We start from the raw sequence: 15,330 nt of genomic DNA, 5'->3' as shown, positions 1-15,330 counted from the left end.
GGGCGCCCTCAGGCGCTCAGTCCGGCGAGCGCGAGCTCGGCGCCGTCCTCGGCGCCCGGACCGGGCAGCAGGCACGCGGCCAGGGCCGGCGCCACGCGCAGTCCGTCGAGGGAGAGGTGCTCGCGCGGCCGCACCGTGCCGACCACGCGGTGCAGCCAACCGCCGATCGCGGCGCCGGTCAGGGAGTCCGCGGTCAGCACGTCCACCGCGCCGTGCCCTTGGAGGGCCCGGGCCCGGATCAGCTGCTCCGGGCCGGCACCGGCCTGGGGCACCACGAGGGCGGGGGCGTGCGTGCCGAGGATCTTTGCGACCGAGGTGTAGCCGCCCGAGGACACGACGGCGGCCGCGTCCGCGACCTCGGCGAGCGCGTCCGGGAGGACGGGCAGCACCAGCGTGCCGGGCACGGCGGCCGCGCGCACCTGCGCGGCGTGCTCCTCGGGCATCTGCGGCCCGGTGACCAGCACGTGGCGGTGACCGTGCGGGACCCGGGTGCGGGCGGCTGTGAGGGCCAGGCGGTGGCCCTCGGGCCCGGCGCCCGCCAGCGTCAGGACGTGGGGCGCGTCGTCGCCGGCGGTGCGCCGCCGGGGATCCCGGCCCTCGGCCAGGTAGCCGGTGCAGCGGACCCGGCCGGCGAGCGCGGCGGGGATCTCGCCGGTGGACAGCGGGTCGTGCACGGCGGGGTCGCCGTAGACCCAGATCTGGTCGTACGCCTCCTGCAGGAGACCGAGGTCCTCGGGGGCGATCCACTCGCGGGCCGCGGCCCAGGACTCGCCGAGCACCTCCGGCAGACCCAGGACGACGACCGTGCCGGGCGAGCCGGCGCGCAGCCTCAGCAGCGGCTCCAGCAGCTCCTGGTCCGGTCCCCACGGGCGGCCGTCCACGACGACCAGGTGCGGGCGGACGTCGGTGAGCACGGCGTCCACCATCTCGGAGCGCACGCGCGCCGCGGGCACGGCCGGCGCGGCGGGGACGCGCCCGTCCGTGTCCTGGCCGCTGCCGGGCAGGACCACCTGGTCGAACCCCGCGGGCCAGGCGCGGGAGGCGGCGACGTCGACACCGGTCAGCAGCACGCCCGTCGTCCGGCGTCCGGTCAGCACCGGCAGCTGCCGGGCGAGGGCCCCGGCGAGTGCCAGGTTCCGCCGGGCGTGGCCCTGTCCCCCGCGGTCGTGCGAGTACAGCACCAGCCGCAGCTCGTCGTCGTGCATCGAGTCCTCCTCGCGGAGGCCCGGACGGTCCGGCGTGGTTCCTCCGCCGTCGATTGTGGCCGCGGGACATGACGGGGACATGAGCCGTCGATGAGAGGGCTTTCATCGACGGCCCCGGCGCCGCCCGGACGCCCCGGTGCCGTTCAGAGGAGGGCCAGGCGGTAGCCGGCCCCGCGCACGGTCACGATCCGCTCGGCGCCGAGCTTGGTGCGCAGGTGCCGGACGTAGACGTCGACCACGTTGGACGATCCGGTGAAGTCGTAGCCCCAGACCTTGGTGAGCAGCTGGTCCCGGGTGAGCACCTGGCCCGGGTTCTCGAGGAAGGTCCGGGCCATCGCGAACTCGCGGGCGGAGAGCTCGATCTGCCGGCCCTCGACCACCGCGCACCGCGTGTCCAGGTCCAGGGAGAGCCCCCCGTAGCTCAGCCGGTCCGGGGCGGGCCGGTCCGTGGGACGGTCCCGCAGCCGGGCCCGGACGCGGGCGAGCAGCTCCTGGAAGCGGAACGGTTTGGCGAGGTAGTCGTCGGCCCCCTGGTCCAGGCCCGCGACCGTGTCCGCCACGGAGTCGCGGGCGGTGCACATGATCACCGGCAGCGAGCTGCCCATGGAGCGCAGCGCCGAGAGCACGGTGAACCCGTCCATGCCGGGCAGCCCCACGTCGAGGACGAGCAGGTCGAACTCCCCCGTGCTGGCGTAGTCCAGGGCGCTGAGCCCGTCCTCCACCACGGTGGTGGTGTAGCCGGCGGCGCGCAGGCCCTTCTGGACGAAGCGGGAGATCCGTTCCTCGTCCTCGGCGATGAGGATGCTCACCACCGGGTGCCCCTAGGCTCCGAGGCCGGCTCGTGCCGGCCGGGAGGTGCCGGCGGCGGGGGCGCTCGCCGGGGCGCCCGGGGCCGGGGCTCCGGGGGCGGCGGGCGGGGAGCCCGGCAGCCGGAGCGTGAAGGTGGCTCCCTGTCCGGGCCTCGAGCGCAGCGCCACGGTCCCGCCGTGGCCCTGGGCGATGGCCGCGACGATGGCGAGACCGAGCCCGGAGCCCTCCACGGTGCGCCCGGACTCGGCGCGGCCGAAGCGCTCGAAGATCCGCTGCTGGTCCTCCGGCGCCACGCCCACTCCGGTGTCCCGCACCCACACCTCGAGGTGCCGCCCCGGCGTGCCGGGCCCGGGCCTCGCCGGCCCCGGGGCCCAGGCCGCCCCGAGGGCCACGGTGTCCCCCGGGCCGGAGAACTTCACGGCGTTGGCCGCGAGCTGGACCACGGCCTGCGTCAGCCGCTGCCCGTCGGCCACGATCCGCCCCTCGGCCCGGGACTCCAGTGCCCACCGCCGGTCGCCCAGCGCGCGCACCCGCTCCATGGTCCGCGCCAGCCACACCGGCACGTCGAGGTCGCCGGGGCGGATGAAGTCCGCCCGCTGGGCCGTCGCCAGCAGGAGCAGATCGTCCACGAGCCGGTTCATCCGCTCGATCTCGTCGAGCAGGAGCGCCCGGGTCTCCTCCACGTCCGCCGGGTCCTGCTCGTCCAGCAGCTCGAGGTTGCCGTGCAGGATGGTCAGCGGGGTCCGGAGCTCGTGGGCGGCGTCGTCGAGGAACTGGCGCTGCTGGGCGAAGGCCGCCTCGATCCGGTCGAGCATGCCGTTGAAGTTCACGGCGAGCTGGCCCACGTCCGAGTCGTTCTGCGCCACGGGCACGCGCTGTCCGAGGTCCTCGGGGCTGATCTGCTCGGTGGCCCGGCGCAGCCGCGTGATGGGGGCGGTGACCCGGCCGACCAGGACGTAGGCCACCAGGCCCGCGACGCCCACGGTGAGGGCCGAGACGCCGAGGTAGCGCCACAGGGAGTCGAGGATGATCGCGCGCTGGGCCCCCATGTCGACGCCCACCACCAGGTAGCCCTGGCGGGGGTCCTCGTCGAGGAGCACGGAGACGACCCCCAGGCGCAGCTGCCGTCCGTTCTGCTCGACGTCGAAGACCACGGTCTGCCCGGGGAGGACGCGCTCGGAGACCGCGGCGAGCGTGCCGGGGTCGTCGAGCTCGAAGCGGGACCGGTCCGCGTGCTCGAAGATCGGCTCCCCGTCGATCACCGCCAGCACGCTCTCGTACTCGCCCGGGACCGTGGTGGTCATGAAGGAGTAGAACAGCCGGCGCAGGTCGGTGAACCGTTCCTGGGACCGGGTGTCCAGGTCGTCGGAGAGGGGCGCCCCGGGCCGCAGGGGGCCGCGCTGGGCCAGTCTCTGCAGCTCCCCGGCCTCCTGGGCCAGGTCGCGCTGCACCGACTCGTCGAGGTCCACGAGCCGCAGGTAGTGGGTCAGCCCGCCCACCGCGAGCAGCGCCACGGCCAGGACGGCCAGGGTCGTGGCGAGCACCCTGGTGCGGACGGAACGCAGCTCCGTCCGCAGCCTCCCCCAGCGTGCGACCGCCATGGGCGGCAGTCTAGCGCCGGGAGCTGGGAGGAGGGTGGGCCGGCCGGCCCACCCTCGCCCGGCGGCACCGCGGTGCCGCCGCCCGGCTCAGTAGTTCTTGTGGCGCGGCTTGCGGTGCGTCCGGTCGCCGTCGCGCTCCCCGGCCGAGTACCCGGGCTTGCGGCCCTGGTAGCCGCCGCGGGACTCCCCGCCCCGGGGCCCGCCGCGGCGGGGGCGGTCCTGGTAGGAGGAGGTGTTCCGCGGCCGGGCCCGGCCACCGGCGCCCGGGCCGCGGTCGGCCTCGAGCTGGATGAGCTCGCCGTTGATGCGGGTGCGGGAGAGCCGCTCCAGGGTGGAGGCGGGCAGGTTCTCGGGCAGGCCCACGAGGGTGTGCGTGGAGCGGATGTCGATCGCCCCGATCTGCTCGCCGCTCAGGCCGCCCTCGTTGGTGAGCGCGCCCACCACGGAGCCCGGGGACACGCGGTGGCGGTGGCCCACGGCCATCCGGTACGTGGCCATGCCCTTCTCGCTGCGCGGCTCGCGCCGCGGCCGGTCGTCGCCGTCCCGGCCCGGGCGCTCGCGGTCCCGGCTGCGCTGCGGCGGCTCGGGCAGCTCCTCCACGAAGAAGGGCCGCCCGTCCTGGGCCATGACGGCGATCGCGGCGGCGATCTCCACGGCGTCGACGTCGTGCTCGGCCTGGTACTGCTCGACGAGCTCGCGGAACTGGGCGAGGTCCTCGGACTCCATGGTGTCCGTGATCTGCTGGGCGAACTTGTCCTTGCGGGTGCGGTTGACGTCCTCGGTCGAGGGCATGCGCATGAGCTCCACCGGCTGGCGGGTGGCCTTCTCGATGGCCCGCAGCAGGTACTTCTCCCGCGGGGTCATGAACAGGATCGCCTCGCCGGAGCGCCCGGCGCGGCCGGTGCGGCCGATCCGGTGCACGTAGGACTCGGTGTCGTGGGGGATGTCGTAGTTGACCACGAGGGAGATGCGCTCGACGTCGAGGCCGCGGGCGGCGACGTCCGTGGCCACGAGGATGTCGACCTTGCCCTCGCGCAGGGCCTCCACGGTGCGCTCGCGCATGTTCTGCGGGATGTCGCCGTTGATGGCGGCGGCGGCGTAGCCGCGGGCCTTGAGCCGGTCGGCGACCTCCTCGGTGGCGGCCTTGGTGCGCACGAAGACGATCACGCCGTCGTAGTCCCCGACCTCGAGGATCCGGGTCATGGCCTCCATCTTGTGCGAGCCCATGACCTGCAGGTAGCGCTGCCGGGTGTTGGTGCCCGTGGTGGTCTTGCCCTTGACCGCGATCTCCTGCGGGTCGCGCAGGTACTGCTTGGCGATCTTGCGGATGGCCGGGGGCATGGTCGCGGAGAACAGCGCGACCTGCTTCTCGACCGGCGTCTGGGAGAGGATCTCCTCGACGTCCTCCGCGAAGCCCATCCGCAGCATCTCGTCGGCCTCGTCGAGGACCACGTACTGCAGGTGGGACAGGTCCAGGGACCCCTTCTTGAGGTGGTCGATCACGCGGCCGGGCGTGCCGACGACCACCTGGGCGCCGCGGCGCAGTCCGGCCAGCTGCGGGCCGTAGGGGGAGCCGCCGTAGACCGGCAGGACGGTGAAGTCCTCGAGGTGGCCGGCGTAGGAGGAGAACGCCTCCCCGACCTGGAGGGCGAGCTCGCGGGTCGGGGCGAGCACGAGCACCTGGGTGTCGCGGGAGACGCCGTTGACGTCGGAGAGCTCGGCGAGCCGGGACAGGGCGGGCACCGCGAAGGCAGCGGTCTTGCCGGTGCCGGTCTGGGCGAGGCCCACGACGTCCTTGCCCGCCAGCAGCGCCGGGATGGTCGCGGCCTGGATGGGGGTGGGGTTCTCGTAGCCGACCTCGTCGAGGGTGGCGAGCACGCGGGGGTCGATGCCCAGCTCGGCGAAGGTGGTGGTGTGCTCGTCGGCGGTGCCGGGCGCGGTGGAGGTGTCGGTGGTCATGGAGCAGTGCCTCGTTCTGTGCGGGTGGCGGCCCGGGAGCGTTCCCAGGGGCGTCGGCCACGGTCGTGGTGTCCGGACGTCCCTGCCAACCACTTGGAGCCCCGCGCGGGGCGGGAGCGTCGGACACGGCGCGGACGGGCCGCGGCCGAACACGATGCGCGTCATGGCATCGCGTTGCACGAGAAAGTGAGGGAGTGACCGGATTCGGTCCGACCACTCTATCGCACGCGGCGGCCCGTTCAGGTCCGGCGCCGCACGAGCACGAGGTGGTCCTGGTCACGCACCACCGTGTACTCGGCCCCGTAGCGGTCCCGGGCGTAGGCGGCGACGTCCCCGGGCGGGTTCCCGCCCCACGTGGCGCCGAGCCGGTCGACCACCACGTACTCCGGGGCGGGGTCCCCCTCGGAGCCCAGCCAGTGCACCTCCCCGCCGGGGACGAGGTGGTGGATCAGGGTCAGGTCCGTGGCCACGCTCGCCCCCTCGGGAACGGCGGCGAGGACCGCCTCCTTGGCGGGCGCGCGGGGGTCCGGCCGGTACGCGGCCGGGTCCGCGAGGTCGGCCAGCGGCCGGCCCGGGACCAGCAGCAGCGCCACCGCGAGGGCCAGGGCCGGGGCGGCGCGGGCGAGCCGGTGCAGCCGCCCGTCCCGCAGGCGCAGCACGGCGTCGAGCAGGGCGAGCAGGACGACGGGCATGAGCACCGCGCTGTAGTGCCAGCCGGTGCCCCAGTAGCCGTGGTTCGGGGAGAGCATCCGCCAGGCCAGCGTGGGCAGGGCCACGAGGACCAGCGGCGAGCGCAGCGCGAGCACCGCCCCGGTGGCCAGCAGCGTCAGCCAGGTCAGCGCCTTCTGCCCCGGCACCACGAGGGAGACCAGCGCCCCGAGGGGATCGGCCGCGGCGGCCGCGAGGTCCAGCCGGTCGGCGTAGGCGAACCGGCCGTCCGGGCTGAGGGCGGGCAGCACCACGGCGACCGCCAGGAGGGACCAGGAGAGCCCCCACCCGGCGAGGCCCAGACCCAGCAGAACCGGACCGCGGTCCCCGCCCGCCTCCCGGTGGGCCCGCCAGGCGAGCACGAGGCCGAGCACCGCCACGGTGACGCCGAGGTCCTCCTTGACGAGGACGACGGGCGCGGCCCACAGCGCGGCCGGCGTCCAGCGGCGCTCCACCAGGCACCCCAGGGCGAGCACCAGCAGCGGGAGGGCGAAGGCGACCTCGTGGAACTGCACCGCCACGGCGGCCTGCAGCCCGAAGCTCAGCCCGTAGGCCAGCCCCAGGGCCGCACCCGGCGCCGGGCCGAGACCGCGCACGGCGAAGCCGGTCAGCGCCGCGGCGGAGACCGCCACGAGCACGTCCTGGAGCACCAGCAGCGCCAGCGCGGAGGGGAACAGGGCGTAGAGCGGGCCCAGCAGGACGAGGATCGGGTGGAAGTGGTCGCCCAGCAGATTGGCGCCGTGCCCCTTGAGGTGGACGACCGGCCCGTGCCCGCCCGCGTAGGACTTGGCCAGCTGCGTGAAGATCCCCAGGTCCCAGGACGGGACCTCCCAGCGGTGCCACTGCAGCAGGGACCACCACATGTACAGGACCAGCACGAGCGCCCCCACGCCCACGGGCACCAGCCGCGCCCGCCCGGTGAGGGGTCCGGGCGGCGGGGCCGGGGCTGCGGGGCGCCGGAGCGCGGTGGCGGGCATGGCCTCCTCGGTGGCTGGGCGGCCCGCCCGGACCGGCGCGGCGCCGTCGGACAGGACTGCCATCATGGTCTCATGACCGCCCCCGCTCCCCCGTCCGCCGGCCCCCGCCCGGCCCGGCCCGCGGACGCCGAGCTGGTGTGGGACCCCGCGGGCGCCCTGCACCTGGGGCAGACCCTCGGGGTGCTCTCCCGCGGGTCCGGCGACCCGCTGGTCCGGGTGACGGCGCCCGACGGCGTGTGGGTGGCCGCCCGCACGGCGGCGGGACCCGTGACGGCCCGGTTCTCCCGCACCGGAGCGGGCCGGCCCCTGCAGCGTCCCGTGCTGGTGCGCGCCTGGGGCCCCGGGGCGGAGGAGTTCCTCGCGGAGGCCCCGCGGTGGGCCGGGGCGGAGGACTCCTGGGCGGAGTTCGAGGCCTCGGACGCCTTCCGCGCGCTGCCGCACCGGCTGGCCGCGGCGCGGCACCACCACCCGGGCCTGCGGCTGCCCTCGACCGGGCGGCTGCTGGACCGGGCGGTGCTGTCGGTGCTGGAGCAGCGCGTCACCGTGCGCGAGGCCGTGGCCGCGCACCGCCGGCTCGTCCGCCGCCACGGCGAGCCCGCGCCGGGGCCGGCCCCGGAGGGGATGCGGATCCCCCCGACCGCCGAGGCGTGGCGCGCGGTGCCCTCGTGGGAGTGGCACCGGGCCGGGGTCGACGGCGCGCGGGCGGCCACCGTCCGGCGCGTGGCCGAGCGGGCCGCCGCCCTGGAGCGCCTGGGCCGCGGCCCGCTGGACGCCGGCCTGCACCGGGCCCTGCGCTCGATCCCGGGCCTGGGCCCGTGGACGGCCGCGGAGATCCTCCAGTGCACGCACGGGGACCCGGACTCGGTCAGCGTCTTCGACTTCCACCTCGCGGACACCGTGTGCTGGTTCTTCGACCGCCGCCCCGGCGACGACCGGCGGATGCTCGAGCTGCTCGAGCCGTGGCGGGGCGACCGGCAGCGGGTCGTGCGCCTGCTGCGGGCCTCGGGCTTCCGCAAGCCCTCGTTCGCCCCGCGGCTGCACCCGGAGGACCACCGGCACCGCTGACGCGCGGTGAGGACATCCTGTCCTTCCTGGCCGGACGGCGCCGCCGGGCGTTCAATGGAGCCATGACGACCGAACACGTGATCGAGGAACCGCACGGCGCGGGCTACACCGAGCGGATGAACAAGCTGCGGGCCGGGGTCCTGGGCGCCAATGACGGCATCGTCTCGGTGGCCGCGGTGGTGGTGGGCGTGGCCGGCGCCACGACGAGCACCAGCGCGATCCTCCTGGCCGGGGGCGCCGCCCTGGTCGGCGGGGCCCTGTCCATGGCCCAGGGCGAGTACGTGTCCGTGTCCAGCCAGGCGGACTCCCACCGGGCCCTCATCGAGAAGGAGAAGCAGGAGCTGATCGACATGCCCGAGGCCGAGCTCCGCGAGCTCGCCGAGATCTACCGGGCCAAGGGCCTGTCCGCCGGCACGGCCGGGCAGGTGGCGCGCGAGCTCACCGAGCACGACGCCCTGGCCGCGCACCTGGACGCGGAGCTCAACATCGACCAGGAGGACATCGTCAGCCCGTGGGGCGCGGCGGTCGCCTCGGCACTGTCCTTCCTCGTCGGGGCGCTGCTGCCCATGCTGGCGATCCTGCTGCCGCCGGAGGCCTGGCGGATCCCGGTCACCTTCGTCGCCGTGCTCGCCGCCCTGGCCGTCACCGGCTGGCTGGGCGCCCAGCTCGGCGGCACCCCGCAGCGCGGCCGCGCGGTGGTGCGCGTGGTGGTCGGCGGGGCGCTGGCCCTGGTGGCCACCTTCGCGCTCGGCTCGCTGTTCGGCGTCGCCGGCGTCGCCTGACCCGGGCGCGACCGGGTGCGCGTCCCGCCCACGACGACGCCGGGCCCCGCCTCACGAGGAGGCGGGGCCCGGCGTCGTCAGCGGCAGCGGACCGGCGCTCAGGCGTCGGTCGCGTCCTGGGAGTGCTTGGCGACCTCCGCGCGGACCTCGTCCATGTCGAGGCCCTTGACGGCGTCGATCACCTGGTCGAGAGCGGAGGAGGGCAGCGCACCGGGCTGCGAGAACACGAGGATGCCCTCGCGGAAGGCCATGAGCGTGGGGATCGAGGAGATCTGCGCCGACGCGGCGAGCATCTGCTGATCCTCGGTGTCGACCTTCCCGAACACGATGTCCTCGTGCTTCTCGGAGGCGGCCTCGTACGTGGGCGCGAACTGCTTGCACGGTCCGCACCACTCGGCCCACCAGTCGAGCAGGACGATGTCGTTCTCGGCGATGGTCTGGCCCAGGGTGTCCTGGGTGATGTCAACGGTAGCCATGGGACCCAGCGTAGGGGCCGGGCCGCCCGGGCGGCACCGGATTTCACTCGTGGCTCAAGACGGGCCCGCGCTGCTCCTACACTGAGGGGCACGACCGGGACGGGCGGAGGCGGACCATGGAATTCGAGATCGGCATCTTCTCCCTCGGCGAGGTCGTCCAGGACCCCGTCACGGGCGCCCGGCCCGACACCCGGCAGCGGCTCGGGGACATGATCGAGCAGGCCGAGGCCGCCGAGCGCGCCGGTCTGACGGTCATGGGCGTCGGGGAGAACCACGGCACGGACGTGGTGGCCGCCTCACCGGTGGTGCTGCTGTCCGCGATCGCCGGACGCACCAGCCTGCTGCGCCTCACCACCGCCGTGTCCGTGCTCACGGCCGGGAACCCCGTGCAGCTCTACGAGCAGATTGCGATGCTGGACAACATCTCGGGCGGGCGCGCCGAGATGGTCGTGGGCCGCGGCGCGTCCGCACGCGTGCTGCGCGCCCTGGGACTGGAGGGCCAGGACCACGACGCGCTGTTCGAGCAGAAGCTGCTCCAGCTGCTGGAGCTGCTGGAGACGAACCCCTCGACCTTCGACGGCCGGCTCGCCGGCCGGGAGGCGGAGCTCGACCTCCAGCCGCGCCCGCTGCAGGCGCGCCTTCCGGTGTGGGTGGGCTCCTCCGGCACCCTGCACTCGGTGGTGCGCGCCGGCGTGCTGGGCCTGCCCCTCGCGCTGCTGCGCACGCACGGTCCCCTCGCCGACGCGCTCCCGGCCGTGGCGGCCTACCGCCAGGCCCTCGAGGAGTCCGGGCGGGACACGGGCACCCCGGTGAGCCTGAACGTCCCCGGCTTCGTCGCCCGCACCCCCGAGCAGGCGCGCGAGCTCAGCTATCCCTACTTCGCGGCGGGGGCCCGCAGCCACGGCCCCGTCCTCGCGCGTGATCCCCGGTGGACCCGCGAGGAGTACGACCGGCAGTGCGCCCCCGAGGGCTCCCTCGTGGTGGGGGACGTGGACGAGGTCGTCGCCAAGATCGTGGCCCAGCAGCAGGCGCTGGGCCACGGGCGGCTGCTGCTGCGGATGGACGCCGGAGGCGTCCCCCACCGCCTGGCGCTCGAGGCGATCACGCTGCTCGGCACCGAGGTGGTGCCCCGGGTGCGGGCCGCGCTGTGCTGAGCGCCCCGGCAGTCCTCAGGCCTGCTCCGGCGGCACCGGTGAGGCCGTGAGCACGACGTTCTTGCCCCAGAGGTCCTCGGTGTAGCAGCTGACGACGACCAGCCGGTCCGGCACGATCCGCCAGATGTCGCTGTCCTTGAGGGTGTTCTTGTCGTGGGTGACCACGGAGTCCACCCGGTACTCGAGGGTCCCGGTCTCCGTCTCCAGCTCGATCTCGCTGCCCACGAGCCCCGGGTCGCTCAGCCGGTTGAACGGGGCGTCACGGCCCTCCCAGCTGTGCCCCGTGATGTACGTGGTGTTCTCCGAGCCCTCCCCCGGCATGCCGTAGGGGGTGAGCCAGTAGCCGTCCAGGGTGTCCGGCGGGACGAGCATCTCGGTGGCCAGCTCCTGCTCGCTGGGGGCCAGGGGCAGCACCGCCACGTCGAGCTGGGCGTCCTCGACCCGCAGCCGGACGGGCGCAGCGGCCTCCGGGCGGGCGGCGTCCGGCTCCGGCGCGGCCTCGGCGGCCGGGGCCGGGGTGGGCGCCGCGGTCACGGACGCGGCGGGGGCCTGCGGGGCGGGCTCCGGCGGGGTCGCACCGAGCGGGTCGGTCAGCAGGACCGTGGACAGGACCGCCACGGCGGCGAGGCCGCCGGCCGCGGCCGTCCAGCGCGCCACGGACCGGCGGCGTGGTGCCTGGTGCTGCGTGGGGTCCATGCGGGGAGCCTCCGTGCTCGGGTCGGCAGACGACTGCGCCCTGGTGCCGCGCGGGCGCGGCACCAGGGCGTTCCAGCCTAGACGGGATCAGGCGCGGGCGCGGCGCACCCGGAAGGCCACGGCCCCGGCCACGGCCGCGACGGAGGCCAGCAGCGCGGCGAGCACGCCGGCACCGGGGCCGCTCTGCTCGGCCGTCTGCATGTTGATGCCCTCGTTCACGCCGGCGGCCGAGTCGCCCTCGGCGCCGGTCCAGTCGTCGGCGCCGGTGAGCAGGCCGCCGCAGCTGCCCTGGAACAGGGCGAGGAGCGCGGCGCCGTCCTCCATGTAGACCTCACCCTGGGCGCGGGCGTCCGTGGCGGCCGTCTGGAAGTGCGCGGCGGCGGCGGCGGAGGCCGCGGCGGCCTCGTCGACCGCCGGGTCCTCGGTGGCGTCGGCGTAGCCCTGCTGCAGCCCGAGGATCGTGTTCCAGGCGTCGCGCGCCGGGCCCATGGTGTCGGCGTGCACGATGGCCTGCTCCAGGTCGGCCTGCGCCGTCTCGAGCTGGGCGAGGGTCCCCGCGTCGGCCACGAGGGAGTTGAAGTGCACGCTCGTGTCGTGGAGGTGGTCGGCAGCCGTGACCAGGTTGCTCACGGTGGCGCTCATCTCGGGAGCGGTGCAGGTGTCGGCGTGGGCCGCCGGAGCACCCAGGAACAGGCCGCCCGCCAGAACCGCGGCCGACGAACCGGCGGCCACCCATTTCTTCACAGCAGTCATATCGGTACGTCTCCTCAGATCGTTCAGAACCCCGGGCCTGCCCCTGGGGTACCAGCGCGCGGCACAGTTCTCCTGGCGTCCCGGGGACGTGCACCGGCGGAATCGCGGCAGGGTTCGTCGTGCTGCTGGTTCATCCGGTGTGGGGGGTCCCGGCGCCCAGCTCGGGGGGTGCTGGAGCGCGGCCGGATGATGCTGTCGGTTCAAGCTACAAGGATTTGCATCTTTTTAGCAATTGTTAATGGCGCGTCGGCGCGGCGGCTCCGCCGCCCGGTCCCCTCTTCCGGGGGCGCCGCCCGCGGGACGGCGCGGACACGGCGCCTGCGACGACGGACCGGTGGCGCCGCGACCGCCGGACCTCCCCACGGCCGGAGCGGGTCCGGCGCCGGCCCTTCCCGTCCCGGCGGCGAGGGACCGGCGCGGGCCCACGGCAGGCCGGAAGGACATCGGGGCCGGCGCACGCTGCGGCGACGCCCTCGCCGGCGACCCGGCCATCAGCGCCCGGGCACGAAAAAACACCCCGGACCACAGGTCCGGGGTGTTTCCGATGTCCTGCGACATCTCACTGTGGCAGATGAGGGATTCGAACCCCCGTAGGCAATGCCAGCTGATTTACAGTCAGCCCCCTTTGGCCGCTCGGGTAATCTGCCGGGGTGCGGCCCCCGCGTGCGGGAGCACTTCAACAGTACAGAAGATCGAGCGGGATGCGAAATTGCCCGGTCCCCCGTCCCGGCGGGCTCAGGACACGATGCGGTGGTGGACCTGCAGGAGGAAGCGTTCGGCCTGCTGGGTGGTGATCTCCCCGTGGGTGACGGCCTCCGCGAGATCCTCGGCGATCCCGGCCAGCCGCTCCGCGGCCTCCGGGCCGATCGCTGCGGGGGCGGCGGTGACCGTGCCCCCCGGAGCGGCGGCCGGGTCGGCCGCGACCGGGCCGAGCCCGATGCCCATCAGCAGGGCGGCCGCCAGGGCGGTCGCCGCCACGGCCGTCCCGCGCAGGCTCCGAGCCGGACCGGGCACCACGTCGTCGGGGTCCTGGGGTGTGCTCATGCCGCCATCTTCGAAGGCCGACCTGGACGGATCCTTGGGTGCGGGTCACGAAACGGTGACGGGGACCGCCCGTTAGACTGGCGCCCAGTCCGGCGGGACGCACGTCGCCCGCTCCGCAGCTCACAGTCCGGGAGGCACAATGGCCAGCGATTCCTCGTTCGACGTCGTCAGCAAGGTGGACAAGCAGGAGGTGTCCAACGCCCTGAACCAGGCGCAGAAGGAGATCGCCCAGCGCTACGACTTCAAGGGCGTCGGGGCGGAGATCGACTTCTCCGGCGAGAAGATCCTCATGAAGGCCAACTCGGAGGAGCGGGTCGGTGCGGTGCTCGACGTCTTCCAGTCGAAGCTCGTCAAGCGCGGCATCTCCCTGAAGTCTCTCGACGCCGGGGAGCCCTTCGCCTCCGGCAAGGAGTACCGGATCGAGGCCTCCGTCAAGGAGGGCATCGCCCAGGACCAGGCGAAGAAGATCACCAAGCTCATCCGCGACGAGGGCCCCAAGGGCGTGAAGGCCACCATCCAGGGCGACGAGCTGCGGGTGTCCTCCAAGTCCCGCGACGACCTGCAGGACGTGATCGCCCTGCTCAAGGGCTCGGACCTCGAGGTCGACCTGCAGTTCATCAACTACCGCTGAGTCCGGGCGCCGGCCCCGGCCGGCGCGCGGGCTACGGAGGGGCTTCCCCGACGTCGCACGGTCACAGCGGAACAGCTGGTCGGCGGTCCGGCCCGCGGCTACGGTCGGTGCATGATGACTGCGCACCGGCTCGAGGAGATCCGCACCTTCCACACCGCGCTGTCGACGAGGTACCGGACGGATCCCGCGGCGATCAACGCGCTGGAGCGCCACGCCGTGCTCAGCATGATGGCCGAGCTGCTCGAGCACGCCGAGGCGACGCTCGAGCGGTGACGAGAGCGCCCCGCCTGCCGTGCGGCAGACGGGGCGTCCTTGTACCCGATGGGGGTCTCGGGCACCCGTCCCCGGGGGTGGACGGCACGACCGTACCGCCCCCGGATGAACCGGAGGTGAAACCCGCGGCTCAGCGGCGCCCCAGGCCGGCCATGCCCTCCAGCCGGGCCACCCGGTCGGCGGTCGGCGGGTGGGTGCGGAACAGGCTGGACGCCCCGCCGCCCCGGAACGGGTTGGCGATCATCAGGTGCGAGGTGTTGACGAGCTTCTGGTCCGCGGCGTTCAGCGGCCGCGCGCTCGTGCCCGCCTCGATCTTGCGCAGGGCCGAGGCCAGGGCCAGCGGGTCGCCCGTGAGCTGCGCGCCGTCCTGGTCCGCGTCGTACTCGCGGGTCCGGGAGACGGCGAGCTGGATGATCGTGGCGGCCAGGGGGGCGAGGAAGGCCAGCAGCAGCCCGACCAGAGGATTGCCGCGGTCGCCGTCCCGGCCGCCGCCGAAGATGGCCGTGAACTGCAGGAACTGGGCCGCGGACGTGATGATGCCGGCGACGGCCGCGGCGATCGAGGACGTGAGGATGTCGCGGTTGTAGACGTGCATCAGCTCGTGGCCCAGCACGCCGCGCAGCTCCCGCTCGTCGAGCAGCTGCAGGATGCCCTCGGTCACGCACACGGCCGCGTTCTCGGGGTTGCGTCCCGTGGCGAAGGCGTTGGGGCTCATCGTCGGGGCGATGTAGAGCCGCGGCATCGGCTGGTCCGCGCGCCGGGACAGCTCCCGCACGATCCGGTGGTACCCCGGGGCCTGCTGCTCCGTGACGGGAATGGCGCGCATGGACCGGAGCGCGAGCTTGTCGCTGTTCCAGTAGCTGTAGGCCGTCGAGGCCAGGCCGATGAGGGCGAAGACCCAGATGAAGACGCTGCTGCCCGTGCCGCTGGCCACCACCCACCCGATCGCGAGCAGCACCCCCCACAGGCCGCCGAGCAGCAGGACGGTCTTCAGTCCGTTGTGGTGCTGGTGCATCGTGGGCGCGGCTCCTTCTGCCGGGGGCGTGGACTACTGCTCATGACAACGGCTGCGAGGGCTGCTCTTCTTCCCTGCCCGCCGTGCGCACGGCGAGTTCCCAGCCGGCTCCGAGCATTCCTCGTCCGCGCATTCCTCGTCCGCGGGCTTCCGCACCGGGCACTCCTGCGTGGTCCGGCGG

15 protein-coding genes and 1 tRNA gene are annotated in these 15,330 nt (G+C 74.5%); 5 read left to right on the top strand and 11 right to left on the bottom strand.

Going from position 1 to position 15,330, the window contains the following annotated elements:
- Nucleotides 1–8: 8 nt before the first annotated feature.
- From GMA12_RS03830 to GMA12_RS03810, 5 genes are all read right to left on the bottom strand, one after another.
- A complete protein-coding gene (locus GMA12_RS03830) occupies nt 9–1,205 on the bottom strand; it encodes a glycosyltransferase family protein (RefSeq protein ID WP_156267283.1) in 1,197 nt (398 codons plus the stop codon).
- Between the two features lie 143 nt (nt 1,206–1,348).
- Entirely contained in the window at nt 1,349–2,017 is a 669-nt protein-coding gene (locus GMA12_RS03825; protein ID WP_162459441.1) for a response regulator transcription factor, read from the bottom strand.
- 9 nt (nt 2,018–2,026) lie between these two features.
- Complete coding sequence (locus GMA12_RS03820) at nt 2,027–3,616, bottom strand: sensor histidine kinase (protein ID WP_156267281.1); 1,590 nt, start codon at nt 3,614–3,616, stop codon at nt 2,027–2,029.
- Between the two features lie 87 nt (nt 3,617–3,703).
- Nucleotides 3,704–5,575 (bottom strand): DEAD/DEAH box helicase, encoded by a 1,872-nt coding sequence (locus GMA12_RS03815; protein ID WP_156267279.1) that lies wholly within the window; start codon nt 5,573–5,575, stop codon nt 3,704–3,706.
- A gap of 239 nt (nt 5,576–5,814) precedes the next feature.
- Complete coding sequence (locus GMA12_RS03810; RefSeq protein WP_240898570.1) at nt 5,815–7,326, bottom strand: DUF2079 domain-containing protein; 1,512 nt, start codon at nt 7,324–7,326, stop codon at nt 5,815–5,817.
- 6 nt (nt 7,327–7,332) lie between these two features.
- Between GMA12_RS03810 and GMA12_RS03805 the strand changes: the two genes are divergently transcribed.
- Nucleotides 7,333–8,325, top strand: coding sequence for a DNA-3-methyladenine glycosylase family protein (locus GMA12_RS03805; protein ID WP_156267277.1), 993 nt, complete (start codon nt 7,333–7,335; stop codon nt 8,323–8,325).
- A 62-nt stretch (nt 8,326–8,387) separates the two neighbouring features.
- A complete protein-coding gene (locus tag GMA12_RS03800) occupies nt 8,388–9,107 on the top strand; it encodes a VIT1/CCC1 transporter family protein (protein ID WP_156267273.1) in 720 nt (239 codons plus the stop codon).
- 98 nt (nt 9,108–9,205) lie between these two features.
- Here the strand turns inward: GMA12_RS03800 and GMA12_RS03795 are convergent, their stop codons facing one another.
- Nucleotides 9,206–9,583: a thioredoxin family protein gene (locus GMA12_RS03795; RefSeq protein ID WP_062735004.1), complete on the bottom strand. Its 378-nt coding sequence runs from the start codon at nt 9,581–9,583 to the stop codon at nt 9,206–9,208.
- 116 nt (nt 9,584–9,699) lie between these two features.
- Here GMA12_RS03795 and GMA12_RS03790 point away from each other — a divergent pair, with 116 nt between their 5' ends.
- Nucleotides 9,700–10,737 carry an LLM class flavin-dependent oxidoreductase gene (locus GMA12_RS03790; RefSeq protein ID WP_156267271.1) on the top strand — a complete coding sequence of 346 codons (1,038 nt, stop codon included), beginning with the start codon at nt 9,700–9,702 and terminating at the stop codon, nt 10,735–10,737.
- A gap of 15 nt (nt 10,738–10,752) precedes the next feature.
- Here GMA12_RS03790 and GMA12_RS03785 read toward each other — a convergent pair whose 3' ends face one another.
- The 4 genes from GMA12_RS03785 to GMA12_RS03770 form a co-directional block, all read right to left on the bottom strand.
- Entirely contained in the window at nt 10,753–11,433 is a 681-nt protein-coding gene (locus GMA12_RS03785; protein ID WP_156267269.1) for a class F sortase, read from the bottom strand.
- A gap of 87 nt (nt 11,434–11,520) precedes the next feature.
- Nucleotides 11,521–12,186, bottom strand: a complete 666-nt coding sequence (locus tag GMA12_RS03780) for a hypothetical protein (RefSeq protein ID WP_156267266.1) — start codon at nt 12,184–12,186, stop codon at nt 11,521–11,523.
- A 565-nt stretch (nt 12,187–12,751) separates the two neighbouring features.
- Nucleotides 12,752–12,833 (bottom strand) — tRNA-Tyr (locus tag GMA12_RS03775).
- A gap of 88 nt (nt 12,834–12,921) precedes the next feature.
- On the bottom strand, nt 12,922–13,230 hold the full coding sequence (locus tag GMA12_RS03770; protein WP_156267264.1) for a hypothetical protein: 309 nt from the start codon (nt 13,228–13,230) through the stop codon (nt 12,922–12,924).
- Nucleotides 13,231–13,369: 139 nt separating this feature from the next.
- Between GMA12_RS03770 and GMA12_RS03765 the strand changes: the two genes are divergently transcribed.
- Together GMA12_RS03765 and GMA12_RS03760 are read left to right on the top strand one after the other, a co-directional pair.
- Nucleotides 13,370–13,861 (top strand): YajQ family cyclic di-GMP-binding protein, encoded by a 492-nt coding sequence (locus GMA12_RS03765; protein WP_156267262.1) that lies wholly within the window; start codon nt 13,370–13,372, stop codon nt 13,859–13,861.
- Nucleotides 13,862–13,972: 111 nt separating this feature from the next.
- Nucleotides 13,973–14,134: a hypothetical protein gene (locus tag GMA12_RS03760; RefSeq protein ID WP_156267260.1), complete on the top strand. Its 162-nt coding sequence runs from the start codon at nt 13,973–13,975 to the stop codon at nt 14,132–14,134.
- Between the two features lie 130 nt (nt 14,135–14,264).
- On the opposite strand, the gene htpX is transcribed toward GMA12_RS03760, so the two are convergent.
- Nucleotides 14,265–15,149 carry a zinc metalloprotease HtpX gene (gene htpX / locus GMA12_RS03755; protein WP_156267258.1) on the bottom strand — a complete coding sequence of 295 codons (885 nt, stop codon included), beginning with the start codon at nt 15,147–15,149 and terminating at the stop codon, nt 14,265–14,267.
- Nucleotides 15,150–15,330 lie beyond the last annotated feature (181 nt).

It is taken from the genome of Kocuria sediminis (genome assembly GCF_009735315.1).
GTDB lineage: Bacteria > Actinomycetota > Actinomycetes > Actinomycetales > Micrococcaceae > Kocuria > Kocuria turfanensis.
This window is presented reverse-complemented; position numbering and strand designations above follow the sequence as displayed.

Bases quoted from the DNA above. Each gene is read 5' to 3' on its own strand.
- GMA12_RS03830 (WP_156267283.1), bottom strand. From the start codon at position 1,205: ATGCACGACGACGAGCTGCGGCTGGTGCTGTACTCGCACGACCGCGGG.
- GMA12_RS03820 (WP_156267281.1), bottom strand. From the start codon at position 3,616: ATGGCGGTCGCACGCTGGGGGAGGCTGCGGACGGAGCTGCGTTCCGTC.
- GMA12_RS03815 (WP_156267279.1), bottom strand. From the start codon at position 5,575: ATGACCACCGACACCTCCACCGCGCCCGGCACCGCCGACGAGCACACC.
- GMA12_RS03810 (WP_240898570.1), bottom strand. From the start codon at position 7,326: ATGATGGCAGTCCTGTCCGACGGCGCCGCGCCGGTCCGGGCGGGCCGC.
- GMA12_RS03805 (WP_156267277.1), top strand. From the start codon at position 7,333: ATGACCGCCCCCGCTCCCCCGTCCGCCGGCCCCCGCCCGGCCCGGCCC.
- GMA12_RS03800 (WP_156267273.1), top strand. From the start codon at position 8,388: ATGACGACCGAACACGTGATCGAGGAACCGCACGGCGCGGGCTACACC.
- GMA12_RS03795 (WP_062735004.1), bottom strand. From the start codon at position 9,583: ATGGCTACCGTTGACATCACCCAGGACACCCTGGGCCAGACCATCGCC.
- GMA12_RS03790 (WP_156267271.1), top strand. From the start codon at position 9,700: ATGGAATTCGAGATCGGCATCTTCTCCCTCGGCGAGGTCGTCCAGGAC.
- GMA12_RS03785 (WP_156267269.1), bottom strand. From the start codon at position 11,433: ATGGACCCCACGCAGCACCAGGCACCACGCCGCCGGTCCGTGGCGCGC.
- GMA12_RS03780 (WP_156267266.1), bottom strand. From the start codon at position 12,186: ATGACTGCTGTGAAGAAATGGGTGGCCGCCGGTTCGTCGGCCGCGGTT.
- GMA12_RS03770 (WP_156267264.1), bottom strand. From the start codon at position 13,230: ATGAGCACACCCCAGGACCCCGACGACGTGGTGCCCGGTCCGGCTCGG.
- GMA12_RS03765 (WP_156267262.1), top strand. From the start codon at position 13,370: ATGGCCAGCGATTCCTCGTTCGACGTCGTCAGCAAGGTGGACAAGCAG.
- GMA12_RS03760 (WP_156267260.1), top strand. From the start codon at position 13,973: ATGATGACTGCGCACCGGCTCGAGGAGATCCGCACCTTCCACACCGCG.
- htpX (WP_156267258.1), bottom strand. From the start codon at position 15,149: ATGCACCAGCACCACAACGGACTGAAGACCGTCCTGCTGCTCGGCGGC.